The following is a 15,966-nucleotide window of genomic DNA, read 5'->3' as shown; positions in this document are numbered from 1 at the left end:
GCCGCGCCGCTGCGCAGGCCCGCTTCCACCACCACCGCGGCCCCGGCGACCGCCGCCACCAGGCGGTTGCGCGTCAGGAATCGGTGCCGGGCCGGCCGCACGCCGGGCGGGTATTCGGTGAACAGCAGACCGTGTTGGCCGATTCGGTGCAGCAACGCCGAGTGACCGCTGGGATAGGGAACGTCCAGGCCGCCGGCGAGGACGGCGACGGTGATTCCGTCGGCGTTCAGCACCGCGCGGTGCGCCGCGCCGTCGATGCCGTAGGCACCCCCGGAGACGACGGCCACCTCCCGTTGCGCCAGCCCGGCCGCCAAGTCCTCGGCCACCTGCTCGCCGTATGACGTCGCCGCCCGGGTTCCGACCACCGCGGCCGCGCGCTGCGCCACCTCGTCGAGCCGGGCCGGACCCTGCGCCCACAAGACCATCGGCGCCCCGGCGCGAGCCTTCACCGAGGCGTTCGCGAAGGCGGCAAACGCCAGCAGCGGCCACTCGTCGTCGTCGGGCGTGACCAGCCGTCCGCCGCGCCGGGCGAGCAGCTCGAGGTCGGCCGCCGCGCAGTCGATTCCGCGCCTCGCCTCCGTGAGCCGCGCGAGGTCGTCGTCGACCAGCCCGTGGCGCACCCGCTCGGCCGCCTCCACCGGGCCGACGCGCCGCACCAGAATGGCGAGTTCGGCACAGGGCGGCTCGGCCACGCGCGACAGGTAGGCCCACGCGCGCAGCACGGGATCGTCGACCGCGCTCAGCGTCACGGTGTCACCCCCCGCATAGGTCCGCCAAGGATCCTTTTAGCCCCGCACGCGAATGTGTTGTCGTCGGGCCCCATTCGCCATCGCACAGCCGGCAAGGAACGGAGCGAACAATGATCATCTGCCTGCCGAACCAGCTCGCCGCGCCCGCCCGCCCGATGAACCCATGGGCGATCGCGTCGTTCACCCTGAGCCTGGTCAGCTGGTGCGGATTGCCGATTCCCGTGCTGAGCGGCGTCCTCGCGCCGGTCGCGTTGCGCGACATGGAACGGCGCGGCGAGGGCGGTCGCGCGACGGCGCAGTTCGCCAGGGCGTTCGCCATCCTGGTGACGGCCGCACTCGCGGTCCGGGGCGGGCACCACGACTGGCTGTCGAGGGCGCATTGGTGACCCCCGGCGGGCGCTCATCGCTGCGCCCCCGGCTGCCGGAAGCTCAGCGCGGCCGCGACCTCGGCGGGCCCCGGCGAGACGCCGCCGGCCAGGTCGGTGAGGCTCCACGCGACCCGCAGGGCGCGGTCCAGGCCGCGGATGCTGAGCAGCCCACGGTCGAGCGCCCGTTGCAGCGGGGTCATCGCGGCGTTGCCGGGGCGGAACTTCCGGCGTAACAGCGCCCCGTTGACCTCGGCGTTGGTGCGGAATCCGTACGGGCGCCACCGCTGCGCGGCGGCCGCCCGGGCCTGCGCCACCCGATCGCGGACCTGCGCGGTGGACTCGGCGTCGCCGCCGGTGAATGCCCCCGCGCGCACCGAATGCATCTGAACCCGCAAATCCACCCGGTCGAGCAGCGGCCCGGACAGCTTGCCCAGATAGCGACGCTTGACCGCCGGCGCGCAGATGCAGTCCTGCGGATCGGCGGGCGCGCACGGACACAGGTTGGCCGCCAGCACCAGCTGGAATCGGGCCGGGTAACAGGCCACCCCGTCGCGGCGGGCGAGACGGATCTCGCCGTCCTCCAACGGAGTTCGCAATGCCTCCAGCGCGCTGACGCTGATCTCGGCGCATTCGTCCAGGAAGAGCACGCCCCGGTGAGCGCGGCTGATCGCGCCCGGACGCGCCATGCCCGAGCCGCCACCGACCAGCGCCGCCACGGTGGAGCTGTGATGCGGCGCGACGAAGGGCGGCGTGGTGATCAGCGGCGTGTCGCCCGACAGCAAGCCGGCCACCGAATGGATCGCGGTGACCTCCAGTGACTCGCTCTCGGTGAGCGGCGGCAACAGGCCCGGAAGGCGTTGCGCCAGCATGGTTTTGCCGATTCCCGGCGGGCCGGTCAGCATGAGGTGGTGCGCACCGGCGGCGGCCACCTCCACCGCGAACCGCGCCTGCGTCTGCCCGACCACGTCGGCCAGATCCGCCGCGGGCTCCGGCGCGGTGGCCGTCGTGGTGATCCTGTTGTCCAGGGCGCCGGACCCGCTGAGCCACTTCTGCAACTGCCTGAGCGTGCGCACCCCCCAGACGTCGATGCCGTCGACCAGGCTGGCCTCGGCCAGGTTGTCCACCGGGACCACGACGGCCGGCCAGCCGTCGCGTTTGGCGGCCAGCACCGCCGGCAGCACGCCGCGCACCGGCCGGACCCGACCGTCCAGCGACAGCTCGCCCAGCAGCACCGTTTTATCCAGCCGGTCCCACGGATTCTTGCGCTGCGCCGACAGGACGGCCGCGGCCAGGGCGATGTCGTAGACGGACCCCATCTTCGGCAGGGTCGCCGGTGAGAGCGCGAGCGTGAGCCGCGTCTGCGGCCAGCTGTTGCCGCAATTGGCGACCGCCGCCCTCACCCGGTCGCGGGACTCCTGCAGGGCGGCGTCGGGTAACCCGACCAGATGCACGCCCGGCAGCCCGGAGGAGATGTCGGCTTCGATTTCCACGATTTGTCCGTCCACCCCGCGCACCGCGACCGAGAACGCGCGACCCAGCGCCATCAGCCGATCCCCTGCAGGTGGGTGATTTCGGGGGTGCGCCGGCGCCCGACCCGCACCCGGATCACGTCGATGCGCAGCGCCGCCCAGCGCGTGTCCTGGCCGGCCAGCCACAGCGCCGCCAGCCGGCGCAGGCGGCGAACCTTGCGCTCGGTGACCGCGTACGCCAGCCCGCCATAGCCGTCGCCGGTACGGGTCTTCACCTCGACGAACACCGCCGTGCGGGTGGCCTCGTCGCAGGCGATGACGTCGAGTTCGCCGTAGCGGCAGCGCCAGTTGCGGTGCAGGATCCGCAACCCCATCCTCGTCAGGTGGTCCACGGCGAGGGCCTCGCCCATCGCGCCGAGCTGCAGCCGGGTCATCGTCGTTTCGGTGGTCATGCCGGCCACTGTGCGAGAGGGCCCCGACAAGGCGGTCACCGCCAGGCGTCCGACGGGCCCATGAGCGGCGGTTGTCCCCAGTGCCGCGTTCATGCACAACCGGCCGCAACCGACTAGCCGACCCGGTCCACCCTGGTGTAGACGTTCATCGAGTCCTGTCGCAGGAACGCCACCAGGGTGATCCCCGACTCCTCGGCCAGCGAGACCGCCAGCGACGACGGCGCGGACACGGCGGCCAGCACGGGGATCCCGGCCAGCACCGCTTTCTGCGTCAACTCGAAGGAGGCCCGCCCACTGACCAGCAGTACCGAGCCGGCCAGCGGCACCCGCCGATTTTCCAGCGCCCAGCCGATGACCTTGTCCACCGCGTTGTGCCTGCCGACGTCCTCGCGGACCGCCAGCATCGTGCCGTCGACCCCGAACAGCGCCGCGGCGTGCAACCCGCCGGTGCTGTCGAAAACCTTCTGCGCGGAACGTAATCGGGCGGGCATCGCCTCGAGCGTGGCCGCCGCGACGGTCGCGGGATCGGCGCCGGGCGCGAATCGGCCGGTCACGCGGACCGCGTCCAGTGACGCCTTGCCGCAAACCCCGCACGACGACGTGGTGTAGAAGTTACGGGTCACGTCGAGGCTGGGCGGCGCGACGCCGGCGGCCAGGGTCGCGTCGAGGACGTTATAGGTGTTCGTCCCGTCGACGGCACCACCGCAATAGCGCATCGTCAGCACGTCGTCGCGGCCGGCGATGATCCCCTCGGTGAGCAGAAAGCCTTGCGCCAGTTCGAAATCCGCGCCCGGAGTCCGCATCGTGACGGTGACCGCGGCGCCGTTCACCCGAATCTCCAGCGGTTCCTCGACGACCAGCGTCTCCGGCCGGCTGATGGCTTTGCCGGCGGTGAGATGCTTCACCCGCCGGCGCGCAGTCACGTGGCGCACTAGGCGATTTCACCGTCGGCCGGGATCGCGCCGCAACACTGGTACCTCACGCAGCCAAACTACCCTGGTCGGCGACCGTCCGCCCCGGCAGGACGAGGGACGTCACACCGCCGAGGCCAGCGCGGCCAGGGTCTCCGCCGAGGAGTGGACCGGCCGCCAGCCGAGTTGGGTGCGCGCCTTGGTGGTGTCCATGACCATCGACGTGCGCGCGGTGTGCAGCCATTCCAGCATGGACGGGACCAGCGGCGCCCGCGACAGCGCCGCCGACGCCGCCGACGCCGCGACGGCCGGCACCCGCACCGGGCGCCCGCCCAGGGCCTTGGCCACGTCGCCCACCGTCACCACGCCGTCACCGGCGATGTTGTACGCCCCGGGCGGCGCCGGGGTGGTGGCCGCCAGCGCGATCGCGCTCGCGACGTCGTCGTGGTGCACCAGCTGCAACGGGATGCCCGGGTCCGGCACCACCGGCTTCAAGATCGGCACCGCCTTGACCACTGCGCGCATCGGGCCGGGCAGCTGGTTCCACGGCATGGCGTCCGCCAGGACGGTGGCATTGGGCCCCGCGACGATGCACGGCCGCAACACGAACACTTCCACCGGGGAGTCCTTGGTGATCCCGCCGAGCAGCGCCTCGCACGCCGCCTTCTGCGCCGAGTAGTAGTGCTCGTCGGAGCCCCGCGCCGGGACGTCCTCGGTCAGCGGGCTGGGGTTGTCCGCGTGGTAGCCGTAGGCCGCCACCGACGAGGTGTACACCAGGCGCCGCACCCGCTCGCAGGCGACCGTCGCCTCGAATACGTTGCGGGTGCCCTCCAGGTTGATGCGGGCGCTCTCCTCCCGCGAACCCATGATGATGAACGCCAGGTGGATCACCACGTCGGCCTGCGCCACCAGGGCATCGACGGCTTCACGGTCCAGGATGTCGCCCTGCTGGTAGGTCGTCTTCAGCCAGCCACGCGAGGACGGGTCGAACGGCCTGCGCGCCATCCCGACGATCGCGTCCACGGCGGGCTCGCGCTCGAGCGCCGTCACCGCGGACATGCCGATCTCGCCGGTCGGTCCGGTCACGGCGACGGTAATTCCCACCCCAAGGCTCTAGCCCGCCCGGGGCCCGCCGAAACCACGGGTGGGAAACGTCACCACCGGCGCTGGACCGACCGGCGCAATTCCTGAGCGCCGCACCCGCGGGTACCCGTATTGTCGGCGGAGGGTTTCCGCTGGTCCGGGGACTGACAGCCGAGGCGCCTGGATTTCATCGCAATCGCATCGAACAGCGTGTGAGGTCCGAGCCGAGGGCCGATAATCTACGGCGATCGAAGGCGGGGTCACACTGCTCGCGCAGGGAATGGGGCACAACGACATGGGGGACGAATCGACGGCCGCGGGCCGGCCGGCGCCCGGCGGGGAGAAGGCCGATCCGGGGACGGTGTTCGCCGCGCTGGCCGAGATCATCTACCAGGGCTCGGACACCAGCCAGATGTACGCGGCCATCTGCGTCGCCGCCACCCTGGTCGTCCGCGGATGTGACCACGCCAGCCTGTTGGTGCGCGACGGCGACCGCTACATAACCGTGGGGGCGAGCGACCAGCTGGCCCAGCAGATCGACGAGCTGGAACGGCGGTCCGGCGACGGCCCCTGCATCGACGCGATCGAGGAGGAGACCCCGCAGATCGACCCGGACCTGAGGACGCCGTCGCTGTGGCCCAAGCTGGCGAAGGTCCTGGTGGCCGAGACGCCGGTGCGCGGGGCGATGGGCTTCCGGCTGCTGGTGGACAAGCGCAAAGGCGCCGCGCTCAACCTGTTCAGCGACACCCCCAACGTGTTCGACGCCGAGGCGGCCGGGCGCGCGGCGGTGCTGGCCGCGTTCGCCAGCGTCGCCATCAACGCGGCCGCCAAGGGTGAGGACGCCACCAGCCTGCGCCGAGGGCTGCTGAGCAACCGGGAGATCGGCAAGGCGGTCGGCATGCTGATGCTGCTCCACGACATAACCGAGGAGCAGGCGTTCGACCTGCTGCGCAGCCATTCGCAGGCGCTGAACGTCAAGCTGGCCGATGTCGCGCGGGAGGTCATCGAGAAGCGCGGCGAACTGCCGTCGCCGGAGGACAAGGAGAGCGGCTAGCGCGGGCTATTCCGGCAGCCGCAGCTCGGGCTTCTCCACCTCTTCGATGTTGACGTCCTTGAACGTCACGACCCGGACCTGCTTGACGAACCGCGCCGGCCGGTACATGTCCCACACCCAGGCGTCGGACAGCCGCAGCTCGAAGTACACCTCGCCGTCGGCGTTGCGGGGCACCATCTCCACACTGTTCGCCAGGTAGAACCGCCGCTCGGTTTCCACGACATAACTGAACTGGCCGACGATGTCCTTGTATTCGCGGTACAGCGAGAGCTCCATCTCGGTTTCGTACTTTTCGAGATCCTCGGCACTCATCTGCTCAGACGTCCTTCTCGGAGAAACACTGCCCCGGCGTTACGCCCGGGGAATCCTGATCCCATCTTTCCTCACCGATATTCGCCGCGCGCGGGCGGAGGGTCCGGTCTGCATTCGGCCACCACCCGGCCGCCCGACCCTGTCGAGCCTAGGGCCACGCGACGGACGTTGATGAACGATCGGCGGTGTTCGGGGCACGGACCCAGCTGCGTCAGCGCCGTGCTGTGCGCCGGCGTGCTGTAACCCTTGTGCTCGGCGAAGCCGTAACCCGGGTGGTCCGCGTCCATCGCCACCATGAGCCGGTCCCGGCTGACCTTCGCCAGCACGCTGGCGGCGGCGATGCAGGCCGCCACCGCGTCGCCGCCGATGACCGGGAGCGACGGCACCGGCAGCCCGGGCACCCGGAATCCGTCGCTCAGCACATAGCCGGGCCGCAGCGACAGACCCGCCACGGCGCGCCGCATGCCTTCGATGTTGGCGACGTGCACGCCGCGGCGGTCCACCTCGGCCGGCGGGATGAACACCACGTGGTAGGCCAGCGCGTAACGACGGATCAGCGGGAACAGCTTCTCCCGGGCACCCTCGGTGAGCTTTTTCGAATCATCGAGCGCCGCAAGGCTTTCCAGCCTTCCGGGGCCGAGCACACAGGCCGCCACCACCAGCGGGCCCGCGCACGCGCCGCGGCCGACTTCGTCCACCCCGGCCACCGGCCCCAAGCCGCTGCGGTACAGCGCCGACTCGAGGGTGCGCAAACCCGCGGACTTGCGGATCACCGTCCGCGGCGGCCACGGCCCCCTCATATCGGAGCCACGGCTACTGATGCTGTTGCGGGTTCACCGAAGACACGCCACCCCACCGTCCCGGCGGCCACACGATGAACCTCGCCTTGCCGATCACGTTGGACACCGGCACGGTCCCCGACGTCGGGTCGCCCGTGCACAACACGCCCTTGAGCGCTTCGGCCGGGACACTGGTGCAGTGGGCACGGGAATCCGCCGAGTGCGTGCGGTTGTCGCCCATCACCCACAGCCGGCCCTGCGGGACGGTGACGGGCCCGAACTCACTGCCCAGGCACGGGTACACCGCGGGGTCGGCCATCATGGTGGCCGGGTCCAGGTAGGGCTCCTTCAGCGGCTTGCCGTTGACGGTCAACCCGGTGTCGGCCCGGCATTGCACCGTCTGCCCCCCGACCGCGATGACCCGCTTGACCAGGTCGTTCTCGTCGGGAGGAACGAAGCCGATGAAGGACAGCGCGTTCTGCACCCAGCGCAGCACGGTGTTGTTGGAGCGGATCGACTTGTACCCGAGGTTCCAGTTGGGCGGCCCCTTGAAGACGATGACGTCGCCGGGGCGCGGCGACTCGAAGCGATAGGTGACCTTGTCGACCATGATCCGGTCGCCGACGCAGCCGGAGCAGCCGTGCAGCGTCGGCTCCATCGATTCCGACGGGATCAGGTAGGGCCGCGCCACGAACGTCAACATGACGTAGTAGAGCGCCACCGCGATCACCGCCAGCAGCGCGAATTCCCGCAGCGCGGATCGCTTGGTGCGCTCCGGGCTGCCCGCCTCGGGCGCATCGGCCGAATCGGGAACCGGTTCGGCCGCCTTCGGCGACTCGGCGTCGGGCGTGTCCGGGATGCGGGTGGAGACCTTGGGCTCTGACTGGGCGGGCTGGGGCTCAGATGAGTCCGTGGGATCGGTCACGAGATCAGAGTAGCCAGCGCAGATTGTGGCGCTGTAAACCGACCGGGACTGCCGCCCGGCCGTCCCGGCTCAGCGCTTTTCCTTGATCTTGGCCTTCTTGCCGCGGAGCTCGCGCAGGTAGTACAGCTTGGCGCGGCGGACGTCGCCACGGGTCACCACCTCGATGTGGTCGATGTTCGGCGAATGCACCGGAAAGGTCCGCTCGACGCCGACGCCGTAGCTCTCCTTGCGCACGGTGAACGTCTCGCGGATGCCGCCGCCCTGCCGGCGGATCACCGCACCCTTGAACACCTGGATGCGCTCCTTGGCACCCTCGATGACCTTGACGTGCACGTTGATGGTGTCGCCCGGGCCGAAAACCGGGATGTCGTCGCGCAGCGACGCTTGGTCGACGAAGTCCAGGCGGTTCATCGTGAGAACACACTTCCTTGCGGTCGCGGCCTGCGGCAACAGCCCTCACCGAGGTGTGAGGCGGTCGCCAAGCCGATGGTTTTGGGCAACTTGCGCGTATCTCGCAGCAGGTGGAAAGCGGCCCGGCCGGCCTGCTACCGCTGGAGACAACTGGTCAATTGTGCCAGACGGGACGCGTGCGGAGAAAATCACAGCATCGGACGCGGTTCGCAGCGAGCCGAACGCGCTGGTGAATGGTACATATGACTGGGGCCTAACGCGCTACCGGACCTTGCGTGATGCCCGGGCAGGTGGCGCGGCGGGGCCCGCGCCTGTGCACCCCGGTGCGTCGGAGCAACGTCGGAGGAGAGGAATGCGCGTTCGGCCGCTGTTCTTGCTCACCGCCACCGCGGCGGTGGCGTTGGTGGTGGCCGCCGGGTGCGAGGCGAAGGTCCAGGCCAAGGCATACAACTTCCCGGTCTACGTCACGCCCGACCGCGACCTGCGCCAGCCGCCCCCGCAGCTGGCCGACCTGATGCTCGAGGCGACCAAGCCGACGCAGTCCGAACCCCGGCCCATGCGCGCGGGGCCCGTGGGCCTGCAGGCGCGGGTGCAGCAGGCGACCGACGAGGCCGCGGCCGGCGGCGCCGCGCTGTCGGTGGCGATCCTCGACCGCAAGACCCATCAGCTGGTGACCACCGGCAGTAGCCAGGTCATCGGCACGGCATCGGTGGCCAAGCTCTTCATCGCCGACGACCTGCTGCTGCACGAATCCGAGGGCAGGGCGGTGCTGACGGCCGACGACCGCCAGGCGTTGGACGTCATGTTGCAGTCGTCCGACGACGGCGCGGCCGAGAGGTTCTGGGCGCAGGACGGCGAGAACGCGATCATCAGCGCGGTCGCGGCCCGCTACGGGCTCACGTCGACCACCCCGCCCAGCGACGGCCGCTGGTGGAACACCATGAGCTCGATGACCGACCTGGTCCGCTACTACGACATGCTCCTCGACGGGACGGGCGGGCTGCCGGCCGACAAGGCGAAGGTGATCGTCGACGACCTCGCCCAGTCCACCCCGAACGGGCTCGACGGCTACCCGCAGCGCTTCGGCATCCCGGAGGGGCTCTACGCCGAACCGGTGGCCGTCAAGCAGGGCTGGATGTGTTGCATCGGCAGCGACTGGATGCACCTGTCGACCGGCGTGATCGGCGCGGACCGCCGCTACATCATGGTGGTGCAGTCGCTGCAGACCTCCGACGACGCCACCGCCCGCGACACCATCACCCGGGCGGTCAAGACGATCTTTCCCGAGGGCAGGGTCGACCCGCTGCGGCGCGGGCTCTAGTCCGGGCGCTCGGGCGCGTCCAGCAATTCGGGCCGGCGATCGCGGGTGCGCCGCAGCGACACCTCCCGGCGCCAGGCGGCGACGCGCGCGTGGTCGCCGGATAACAGGACCTCGGGAACGTCGAGCCCGCGCCAGGTCGGCGGCCGCGTGTAGCTGGGCCCCTCCAGCAGCCGGTCCAGCGCCGGCGAGTGGGAATCCTCCCGGTGCGACGCCGGGTTGCCGAGCACGCCCTCGAGCAGGCGCACCACGGCCTCGATCATCACCAGCGCCGCGGACTCACCACCGGGCAGCACATAGTCGCCGATCGAGACCTCCTCGACCCGCATCCGCCGGGCGGCATCCTCGGCGACCCGCTGGTCGATGCCCTCGTAACGACCGCACGCGAACACCAGGTGCCGCTCGGCGCTCCACCGCTGGGCGTCGGCCTGGGTGAACAACCGACCGGCGGGCGTGGGGACGACCAAAACGGTTTGTTCCGAGCAGATTTCGTCCAGCGCTTCGCCCCAGACCGGCGCCTTCATCACCATCCCGGGACCGCCGCCGTAGGGCGCGTCGTCGACCGAGCGATGCACGTCGTGCGTCCACCGACGCAGATCGTGCACCCGCAGGTCGACCAGGCCCGACTCAATCGCCTTGCCCGGCAACGATTGCCGCAGCGGGTCCAGGAACGCCGGGAAGATGGTGACGACGTCGATCCTCATGCCAGGTCCAGCAGCCCCTCGGGCGGGTCGATCTCCACGACGCGGTCGTCCAGTGACACCGACGTGACGATCGCGCCGACGAACGGCACCAGCGCCTCCCCGCCGTCGCCGCGGCGCACCGCGAGCAATTCGCCTGCGGCGGTGTGCAATACCTCGGCGACGACGCCGACGTCGTGGCCCGCGACGGTCCGCACGTGCAGCCCTTCGAGCTGGTGGTCATAGTAGGTGTCCGGCTCGTCGATGGGGGGCAGGTCGTCGGAATCGACGACGAACACGGTGCCGCGCAGCGCGTCGGCGGAGTCCCGGTCGGTCACCCCGGCCAACCGCAACAGCAGCCGGCCACCGTGTTCGCGCGCGCTCTCGACGACGAAGTCGCGCTCCCCGCCGCCACGGGAGGCCCTGCCGCGCAGCGTGTTACCGGGCGCGAACCGGGCGCCGGGGTCGTCGGTGCGGATCTCGACGACGACCTCGCCGCCGATCCCGTGCGCCTTCGCGACGCGCCCGACGGTCAACTCCAACGGAGTTCCATCAGCGGCTACTGGTCGGTGTCCACCACGTCGACGCGGATACCGCGGCCACCGATGCCGGCGACGAGCGTGCGCAAGGCGGTCGCGGTGCGCCCGCCGCGACCGATCACCTTGCCCAGGTCGTCGGGATGGACGTGGACCTCGACAGTTCGGCCGCGACGGCTGGTCACCATGTCAACCCGGACATCGTCGGGGTTGTCGACAATCCCGCGGACCAGGTGCTCCACCGCGTCAACGACGACCGTGCTCATCGCCGGGTCAGCTCTCGGCGCCCGGCGCGGCCTGCTCGCCGCCCTCGGCTGTGGCCTCCGCCGGGGCGGCCTCGGGGGCGGTCTCCGCGGGTGCCTCGGCGGCGGCCTCCGGCTCGGCGGCCTTCGCGGCCTTCTTGGCCGGGGCCTTCTTCTTCGGCTTCGCGGCCTCGGTGGTCGGGCCGCCCTCGGCCTCGGCCAGCGCCGCGTTGAACAGCTCGAGCTTGCTCGGCTTCGGCGGGGCCACCTTCAGGGAGCCCTCGGCGCCCGGCAGGCCCTTGAACTTCTGCCAGTCACCGGTGATCTTCAGCAGCTTGAGGACGGGCTCGGTGGGCTGGGCGCCCACGGACAGCCAATACTGGGCGCGCTCGGAGTTGATCTCGATGAGGCTCGGGTCTTCCTTGGGGTGGTAGCGGCCGATGACCTCGATGGAGCGACCGTCGCGCCGCGTGCGTGCGTCGGCGACGGCGATGCGGTACTGGGGATTGCGGATTTTGCCGAGCCGGGTGAGCTTGATCTTCACAGCCATGGTTAAGCGAACTCTCCTGTATGTGTCACGCTGCAATTCGGCGATCGGGGCGGGATGCCCGGATCCGGTTTTGCCTCGCGTGTATGACCACGAAGCGATGCGTAATCGCTCGGCGGACAGCCGCCCATTGTGCCAGAACGGGGGGCCGCGCCAGAAATCGCGGCGATCGCAAGCGCGGCGAAGCCGGGCGCCGCGGGTCGCCGCCATCGAGCCCGCGGCCGGTGGGCGCGCCGAGATTGCCGCCAAGGTCGTGGACGGGGCGTGCCAAGCAGCCCTGGCGGCAATCTCGGCGGCACCCGGGCCGGCTACATGACTTTCTGGAAGACCTTGGACTCGGCCCGGCGGGTCATCCGCCAGCCCTCGGGCGTACGGACGAACTCGTCGTCGTACCAGAGGCCGCAGAACAACACCTGCCCCTTCTCGCCGCCGAGCACCATCGGGTTGAAGCAGATCACCCGCGAGGAGGCCTTGTCCCCGTCGATGCGGACCGAGAAGTTGCCCAGCATGTGCGCGTACACCGGGAAGTTCGGCAACACCTCCGACAGCCATTTCTTGACCTCCGGATAGTGGCCCTCGATGCCGCCGAGCGCGGTGTAGTCGATGTACGCATCGGCCGTGAACACCTTGTCGAGGTCGTCGAATCGGCGCTGGTCGATGGCGGTCGAGTAGTCCACCAGAAGCTGCTGGATCTCTAAACGGTCGGAAATCTCGGCCAGGCTCAACATGCATCGGACAGTAGACGAAGATCGGCGCCGAAAAGGCCCGGAAGTTAGACTTTCGGCTCATGCGCAAGGTCATGGCCCTCAGGGTCGGCGTCGCGGCCCTGCTCACGGTCGGCGTGTGCGGCGCCACCGCCCCCGCGTCCCGGGCCGACAGCATGCAGCCGGTCGGCTCGGTGCCGATCCCCGACGGCCCGGCCCAGACCTGGATCGTCGCCGACCTGGACAGCGGTCAGGTGCTGGCCGGCCGCGACCAGAACGTGGCCCACCCGCCGGCCAGCACCATCAAGGTGCTGCTCGCGCTGGTGACGCTGGACCAGGTGAGCCTGGACTCCACCGTGGTCGCCGACGCCGCCGACACGCAGGTCGAGTGCAACTGCGTCGGCGTCAAACCCGGCCGCCTCTACACCGCGCGCCAACTGCTCGACGGCCTGTTGCTGGTCTCGGGCAACGACGCCGCCAACACGCTGGCGCACATGCTCGGCGGCCCCGAGGCGACGGTCGCCAAGATGAACGCCAAGGCCGCGTCGCTGGGCGCGACGAGCACCCACGCCGCGACGCCGTCCGGCCTGGACGGACCCGGCGGATCCGGGTCCTCGACGGCGCACGACCTGGCCGTCATCTTCCGCGCCGCGATGGCCAACCCGGTCTTCGCCCACATCACCGCCGAGCCGTCCGCGATGTTCCCCGGCGATCACGGGGATCAGCTGATCACCAACCAGGACGAGCTGTTGCAGCGCTATCCGGGCGCGATCGGCGGCAAGACCGGGTTCACCGACGCCGCCCGCAAGACCTTCGTCGGCGCGGCCGCGCGCGGTGGCCGGCGGCTGGTCATCGCGATGATGTACGGCCTGGTGAAGGCCGGCGGGCCGAGCTACTGGGACCAGGCGGCGACGCTGTTCGACTGGGGCTTCGCGCTCAACCCGCAGTCCAGCATCGGCTCGCTATAGACCCGCGTCCGGCGCCGCCGCGGACAGCAGCGTCATCAGCATCGGTATCCGTTGCTCGGCGATCTGCGGCTGCGGCAGCACCCCCTCCACCACCGCGGCCCCGTCGAACACATTGGTCAGCACCGCAACCAGGACCGGGAACGTCTCCTCGGGGAAGCTCTCGGCGCCGGGCAGCGTGCGCGCGGCCTCGTGGATCTTGGTGGAGTACTGCCGCAGCTCATGTTGCAAAGTGGCCCTGAGCTTTTCGTCGGTGCGCGCGGCGACCAGCAGCTCGTAGAGCACGGCGTTGCTCGGGGCGGCGGTGAGGTCGCGGAGGATGCCCAGGGCGGCCTCCAGCGCCGGCCGATCGGGCGGTATTTCGGCGACCCGCTTGGTGAAGGTCTCGAGCTGACGACGCAGCACCTCGGACGCGGTCGCCGCCATGAAATCGCCCATCGTCTCGAAGTGCCGGAACAGGGCGCCCACGGACACGCCCGCGCGCTTGGTGATCACGGCAGCCGACGCCCGGGCGTATCCGACCTCGATGATGGTGTCGATGCAGGCGTCCAGGAGCCGCCCCACGGTCTCTTCCCGGCGCTGCTGCTGGGTCCTGGCCACGTCAGGCTCCGATTTTCAGGCCGCTGCGGCCCCGGTGCCGCTCCCCTGCCCGCAGGTAGCGGCCCGATTTCACGGTCCGGCCGTAGCCGTCGCGGAACTGGCCCGCGCGGAAGACGACGGCGCCGCCCACACCGGTCGCGACGACCGCGTCGTCGTTGCGGTTGACCATGCGCCGCAGGCCGCCGTAGAAGGGCACTTCCTCCTCGTAGTAGCCCTCGACGGTGTCGTTGAGGCCGGCCGGGTCGATCACCACGAAGTCCGCGCGGTCGCCCTGGCGCAGGGTGCCGGCGTCGACGCCGAACCACTCCCCCAGCTCGCCCGTCAGGCGGTGCACCGCCCGCTCGGTGGACATGAACGGCGCGCCGGCACGCTGGGCGTCCCGGACGCGCTTGAGCAGCTTCACCGGAAAGTTGTAGAAGGCCATGTTGCGCAGGTGCGCGCCGGCGTCCGAGAAGCCCATGTGCACGCTGCCTTCGTTGGCGAGCGCGTCGAGCAGTTTGGGGCGATGGTTGGCGACGACGGTCGTCCAGCGGACATTGCGCTCGCCGTTTTCGACGAGCACGTCCAGGAATGCGTCGAGCGGGTGCAGCTTGCGCTCGTCGGCGATGGCCCCGAAGCTCTTGCCTATCAACGACTCGTCGGGACATTCCACGATGACGGCGTCGTGGAAGTCGCGGTGCCACAACGACGGTCCGAGTTTGATGCGGTCGAACTCGCGGCGGAACTTCCGCCGGTATTCCTTGTCGGCCAGTAACTCGTTGCGCTGCAACTGGTCCCGCAAGTGCAGGGCCGCCGTTCCGGCGCCGAACTCCTCGAAGACGGGCAGGTCGATCCCGTCGGAGTACAACTCGAACGGCACCGGGAGGTGCTGGAATCGCACGGAAGAGCCAAGGAGCTTGTTCAGCAGGCGGGTCCCGGGGCCGAAGACGTAGACCGACAGCGGCATCGACTTGGCGTCGGCGGACACCAGCATGCTCATGCGAACACCCTTGCCCCAGTTGAGTATCCGGCTGCTGGCCAGGAAGAACAGCATCCCGGTCGACGGCTTCGCCACGTCGGGCGCGCTCTGCAGGATGCGGCCGCGTTTGCGCAGCACCTTGATCAGCCTGCGCCGCTCGCGCCAGCTGGCGAAGGTGGACGGCAGCGCCCGCGACCGGAAGCGTTCACCGTCGAGCTTGTCGATGGCCGCGTCCATTCCCGACATGCCGAGCAACCCGGCTTCGAGCGCCTCGTCGAGCAGCTCCGCCATCCGATCCAGCTCGGCGTCGGTGGGCGAGACGGCGGCGTCGGTGGCCCGGTCGAGCCCCAGCACCGCGGCCCGCAGATCCGAATGACCGAGCAGCGAGCCGATATTCGGGCCGAGCGGCAGGGCGTCGATCGCCTTGACGTATTCCGCCGGGTTGGACCAGGTCTTGTTTTGCAGGGCCCCGTAGACGTATTCGCGCGGCACCGCCTCGACCCGGCTGAAGAGGTCGGCGGCGTCTTCGGAACCGGCGTACACCGTCGACAACGAGCAGTTCCCCAGCAGGACGGTGGTGACACCGTGCCGCACGGACTCGCGCAGACCAGGATCCAGCAGCACCTCGGCGTCGTAGTGGGTGTGCACGTCGATGAACCCGGGCACGACCCACCTGCCCGCCGCGTCGATCACCTCCGGGCAACCCGTCTCGTCCAGCGGCGCGTCCGACACCGTGGCAACCACGCCGTCGCGGATGCCCAGCGTGCGGGTTCGCGGCGCGCTACCGGTGCCGTCGAACCACAGCCCGTCGCGGATGATCACGTCGTACGCCACTTTTGCCTCCAGGTGGTCGGGTGACACGCAACGTAACATAGATAGCAAGCACTCGCAATCTTTCTGGAG

The 15,966-nt window shown here is 70.3% G+C and carries 19 protein-coding genes and 1 pseudogene; 4 read left to right on the top strand and 16 right to left on the bottom strand.

Annotated features, from left to right (window positions below):
- On the bottom strand, positions 1–743 hold a 743-nt coding region (dprA, locus tag HMPREF0591_RS24525; RefSeq protein ID WP_040623965.1), incomplete at its 3' end, for a DNA-processing protein DprA.
- A 116-nt stretch (positions 744–859) separates the two neighbouring features.
- Here dprA and HMPREF0591_RS24520 point away from each other — a divergent pair.
- Positions 860–1,135, top strand: coding sequence for a DUF4190 domain-containing protein (locus HMPREF0591_RS24520; protein WP_007171395.1), 276 nt, complete (start codon positions 860–862; stop codon positions 1,133–1,135).
- 14 nt (positions 1,136–1,149) lie between these two features.
- Here HMPREF0591_RS24520 and HMPREF0591_RS24515 read toward each other — a convergent pair whose 3' ends face one another.
- The 4 genes from HMPREF0591_RS24515 to HMPREF0591_RS24500 form a co-directional block, all read right to left on the bottom strand.
- Positions 1,150–2,661, bottom strand: a complete 1,512-nt coding sequence (locus tag HMPREF0591_RS24515) for a YifB family Mg chelatase-like AAA ATPase (RefSeq protein WP_007171394.1) — start codon at positions 2,659–2,661, stop codon at positions 1,150–1,152.
- Complete coding sequence (locus HMPREF0591_RS24510; RefSeq protein ID WP_040623855.1) at positions 2,661–3,038, bottom strand: YraN family protein; 378 nt, start codon at positions 3,036–3,038, stop codon at positions 2,661–2,663. Before HMPREF0591_RS24510 ends, HMPREF0591_RS24515 begins: the two co-directional genes overlap by 1 nt.
- A 113-nt stretch (positions 3,039–3,151) precedes the next feature.
- A complete protein-coding gene (gene fdhD / locus HMPREF0591_RS24505) occupies positions 3,152–3,970 on the bottom strand; it encodes a formate dehydrogenase accessory sulfurtransferase FdhD (RefSeq protein WP_007171392.1) in 819 nt (272 codons plus the stop codon).
- Between the two features lie 102 nt (positions 3,971–4,072).
- Entirely contained in the window at positions 4,073–5,053 is a 981-nt protein-coding gene (locus HMPREF0591_RS24500; protein ID WP_007171391.1) for an SDR family oxidoreductase, read from the bottom strand.
- A 274-nt stretch (positions 5,054–5,327) separates the two neighbouring features.
- Between HMPREF0591_RS24500 and HMPREF0591_RS24495 the strand changes: the two genes are divergently transcribed.
- Positions 5,328–6,086, top strand: coding sequence for a GAF and ANTAR domain-containing protein (locus HMPREF0591_RS24495; protein WP_040623963.1), 759 nt, complete (start codon positions 5,328–5,330; stop codon positions 6,084–6,086).
- 6 nt (positions 6,087–6,092) lie between these two features.
- On the opposite strand, the gene HMPREF0591_RS24490 is transcribed toward HMPREF0591_RS24495, so the two are convergent.
- From HMPREF0591_RS24490 to rplS, 4 genes and pseudogenes are all read right to left on the bottom strand, one after another.
- Positions 6,093–6,398 (bottom strand): DUF2469 domain-containing protein, encoded by a 306-nt coding sequence (locus tag HMPREF0591_RS24490; protein WP_007171389.1) that lies wholly within the window; start codon positions 6,396–6,398, stop codon positions 6,093–6,095.
- 4 nt (positions 6,399–6,402) lie between these two features.
- A pseudogene (locus HMPREF0591_RS24485) lies at positions 6,403–7,198 on the bottom strand (ribonuclease HII).
- A gap of 13 nt (positions 7,199–7,211) precedes the next feature.
- Positions 7,212–8,102 carry a signal peptidase I gene (lepB, locus tag HMPREF0591_RS24480; protein WP_007171387.1) on the bottom strand — a complete coding sequence of 297 codons (891 nt, stop codon included), beginning with the start codon at positions 8,100–8,102 and terminating at the stop codon, positions 7,212–7,214.
- Between the two features lie 69 nt (positions 8,103–8,171).
- Entirely contained in the window at positions 8,172–8,513 is a 342-nt protein-coding gene (gene rplS, locus HMPREF0591_RS24475) for a 50S ribosomal protein L19 (protein ID WP_007171386.1), read from the bottom strand.
- Positions 8,514–8,865: 352 nt separating this feature from the next.
- On the opposite strand from rplS, the gene HMPREF0591_RS24470 reads away from it, so the two are divergent.
- Complete coding sequence (locus tag HMPREF0591_RS24470) at positions 8,866–9,834, top strand: serine hydrolase (RefSeq protein WP_007171385.1); 969 nt, start codon at positions 8,866–8,868, stop codon at positions 9,832–9,834.
- On the opposite strand, the gene trmD is transcribed toward HMPREF0591_RS24470, so the two are convergent.
- From trmD to HMPREF0591_RS24445, 5 genes are all read right to left on the bottom strand, one after another.
- Complete coding sequence (gene trmD / locus HMPREF0591_RS24465; RefSeq protein WP_007171384.1) at positions 9,831–10,535, bottom strand: tRNA (guanosine(37)-N1)-methyltransferase TrmD; 705 nt, start codon at positions 10,533–10,535, stop codon at positions 9,831–9,833. The two genes, HMPREF0591_RS24470 and trmD, sit on opposite strands and share 4 nt — an antisense overlap.
- Positions 10,532–11,053 carry a ribosome maturation factor RimM gene (rimM, locus tag HMPREF0591_RS24460; protein WP_007171383.1) on the bottom strand — a complete coding sequence of 174 codons (522 nt, stop codon included), beginning with the start codon at positions 11,051–11,053 and terminating at the stop codon, positions 10,532–10,534. The genes trmD and rimM overlap by 4 nt, the downstream gene beginning before the upstream one ends.
- Before the next feature lie 17 nt (positions 11,054–11,070).
- Positions 11,071–11,313 carry an RNA-binding protein gene (locus HMPREF0591_RS24455; protein WP_003878715.1) on the bottom strand — a complete coding sequence of 81 codons (243 nt, stop codon included), beginning with the start codon at positions 11,311–11,313 and terminating at the stop codon, positions 11,071–11,073.
- Positions 11,314–11,320: 7 nt separating this feature from the next.
- Entirely contained in the window at positions 11,321–11,839 is a 519-nt protein-coding gene (gene rpsP / locus HMPREF0591_RS24450; protein WP_007171382.1) for a 30S ribosomal protein S16, read from the bottom strand.
- A 305-nt stretch (positions 11,840–12,144) separates the two neighbouring features.
- On the bottom strand, positions 12,145–12,564 hold the full coding sequence (locus HMPREF0591_RS24445; protein WP_007171381.1) for a nuclear transport factor 2 family protein: 420 nt from the start codon (positions 12,562–12,564) through the stop codon (positions 12,145–12,147).
- Between the two features lie 59 nt (positions 12,565–12,623).
- Between HMPREF0591_RS24445 and HMPREF0591_RS24440 the strand changes: the two genes are divergently transcribed.
- Positions 12,624–13,508, top strand: a complete 885-nt coding sequence (locus HMPREF0591_RS24440) for a D-alanyl-D-alanine carboxypeptidase family protein (RefSeq protein ID WP_007171380.1) — start codon at positions 12,624–12,626, stop codon at positions 13,506–13,508.
- Here HMPREF0591_RS24440 and HMPREF0591_RS24435 read toward each other — a convergent pair.
- Positions 13,503–14,105, bottom strand: coding sequence for a TetR/AcrR family transcriptional regulator (locus tag HMPREF0591_RS24435; RefSeq protein ID WP_007171379.1), 603 nt, complete (start codon positions 14,103–14,105; stop codon positions 13,503–13,505). The genes HMPREF0591_RS24440 and HMPREF0591_RS24435 overlap by 6 nt on opposite strands.
- A 1-nt stretch (position 14,106) precedes the next feature.
- A complete protein-coding gene (locus tag HMPREF0591_RS24430; RefSeq protein WP_007171378.1) occupies positions 14,107–15,936 on the bottom strand; it encodes an N-acyl-D-amino-acid deacylase family protein in 1,830 nt (609 codons plus the stop codon).
- Between the last annotated feature and the right edge of the window lie 30 nt (positions 15,937–15,966).

This window comes from Mycobacterium parascrofulaceum ATCC BAA-614, assembly GCF_000164135.1.
Taxonomy (GTDB): domain Bacteria; phylum Actinomycetota; class Actinomycetes; order Mycobacteriales; family Mycobacteriaceae; genus Mycobacterium; species Mycobacterium parascrofulaceum.
Note: the sequence above shows the minus strand (reverse complement) of the source record. Positions and strands in the feature narration are given on the sequence as shown.

Excerpts from the sequence above, each read along its gene's own strand:
- HMPREF0591_RS24520 (WP_007171395.1), top strand. The coding sequence starts at position 860 with ATGATCATCTGCCTGCCGAACCAGCTCGCCGCGCCCGCCCGCCCGATG.
- HMPREF0591_RS24515 (WP_007171394.1), bottom strand. The coding sequence starts at position 2,661 with ATGGCGCTGGGTCGCGCGTTCTCGGTCGCGGTGCGCGGGGTGGACGGA.
- HMPREF0591_RS24510 (WP_040623855.1), bottom strand. The coding sequence starts at position 3,038 with ATGACCACCGAAACGACGATGACCCGGCTGCAGCTCGGCGCGATGGGC.
- HMPREF0591_RS24495 (WP_040623963.1), top strand. The coding sequence starts at position 5,328 with ATGGGGGACGAATCGACGGCCGCGGGCCGGCCGGCGCCCGGCGGGGAG.
- HMPREF0591_RS24490 (WP_007171389.1), bottom strand. The coding sequence starts at position 6,398 with ATGAGTGCCGAGGATCTCGAAAAGTACGAAACCGAGATGGAGCTCTCG.
- rplS (WP_007171386.1), bottom strand. The coding sequence starts at position 8,513 with ATGAACCGCCTGGACTTCGTCGACCAAGCGTCGCTGCGCGACGACATC.
- HMPREF0591_RS24470 (WP_007171385.1), top strand. The coding sequence starts at position 8,866 with ATGCGCGTTCGGCCGCTGTTCTTGCTCACCGCCACCGCGGCGGTGGCG.
- trmD (WP_007171384.1), bottom strand. The coding sequence starts at position 10,535 with ATGAGGATCGACGTCGTCACCATCTTCCCGGCGTTCCTGGACCCGCTG.
- HMPREF0591_RS24455 (WP_003878715.1), bottom strand. The coding sequence starts at position 11,313 with ATGAGCACGGTCGTCGTTGACGCGGTGGAGCACCTGGTCCGCGGGATT.
- rpsP (WP_007171382.1), bottom strand. The coding sequence starts at position 11,839 with ATGGCTGTGAAGATCAAGCTCACCCGGCTCGGCAAAATCCGCAATCCC.
- HMPREF0591_RS24445 (WP_007171381.1), bottom strand. The coding sequence starts at position 12,564 with ATGTTGAGCCTGGCCGAGATTTCCGACCGTTTAGAGATCCAGCAGCTT.
- HMPREF0591_RS24440 (WP_007171380.1), top strand. The coding sequence starts at position 12,624 with ATGCGCAAGGTCATGGCCCTCAGGGTCGGCGTCGCGGCCCTGCTCACG.
- HMPREF0591_RS24430 (WP_007171378.1), bottom strand. The coding sequence starts at position 15,936 with ATGTTACGTTGCGTGTCACCCGACCACCTGGAGGCAAAAGTGGCGTAC.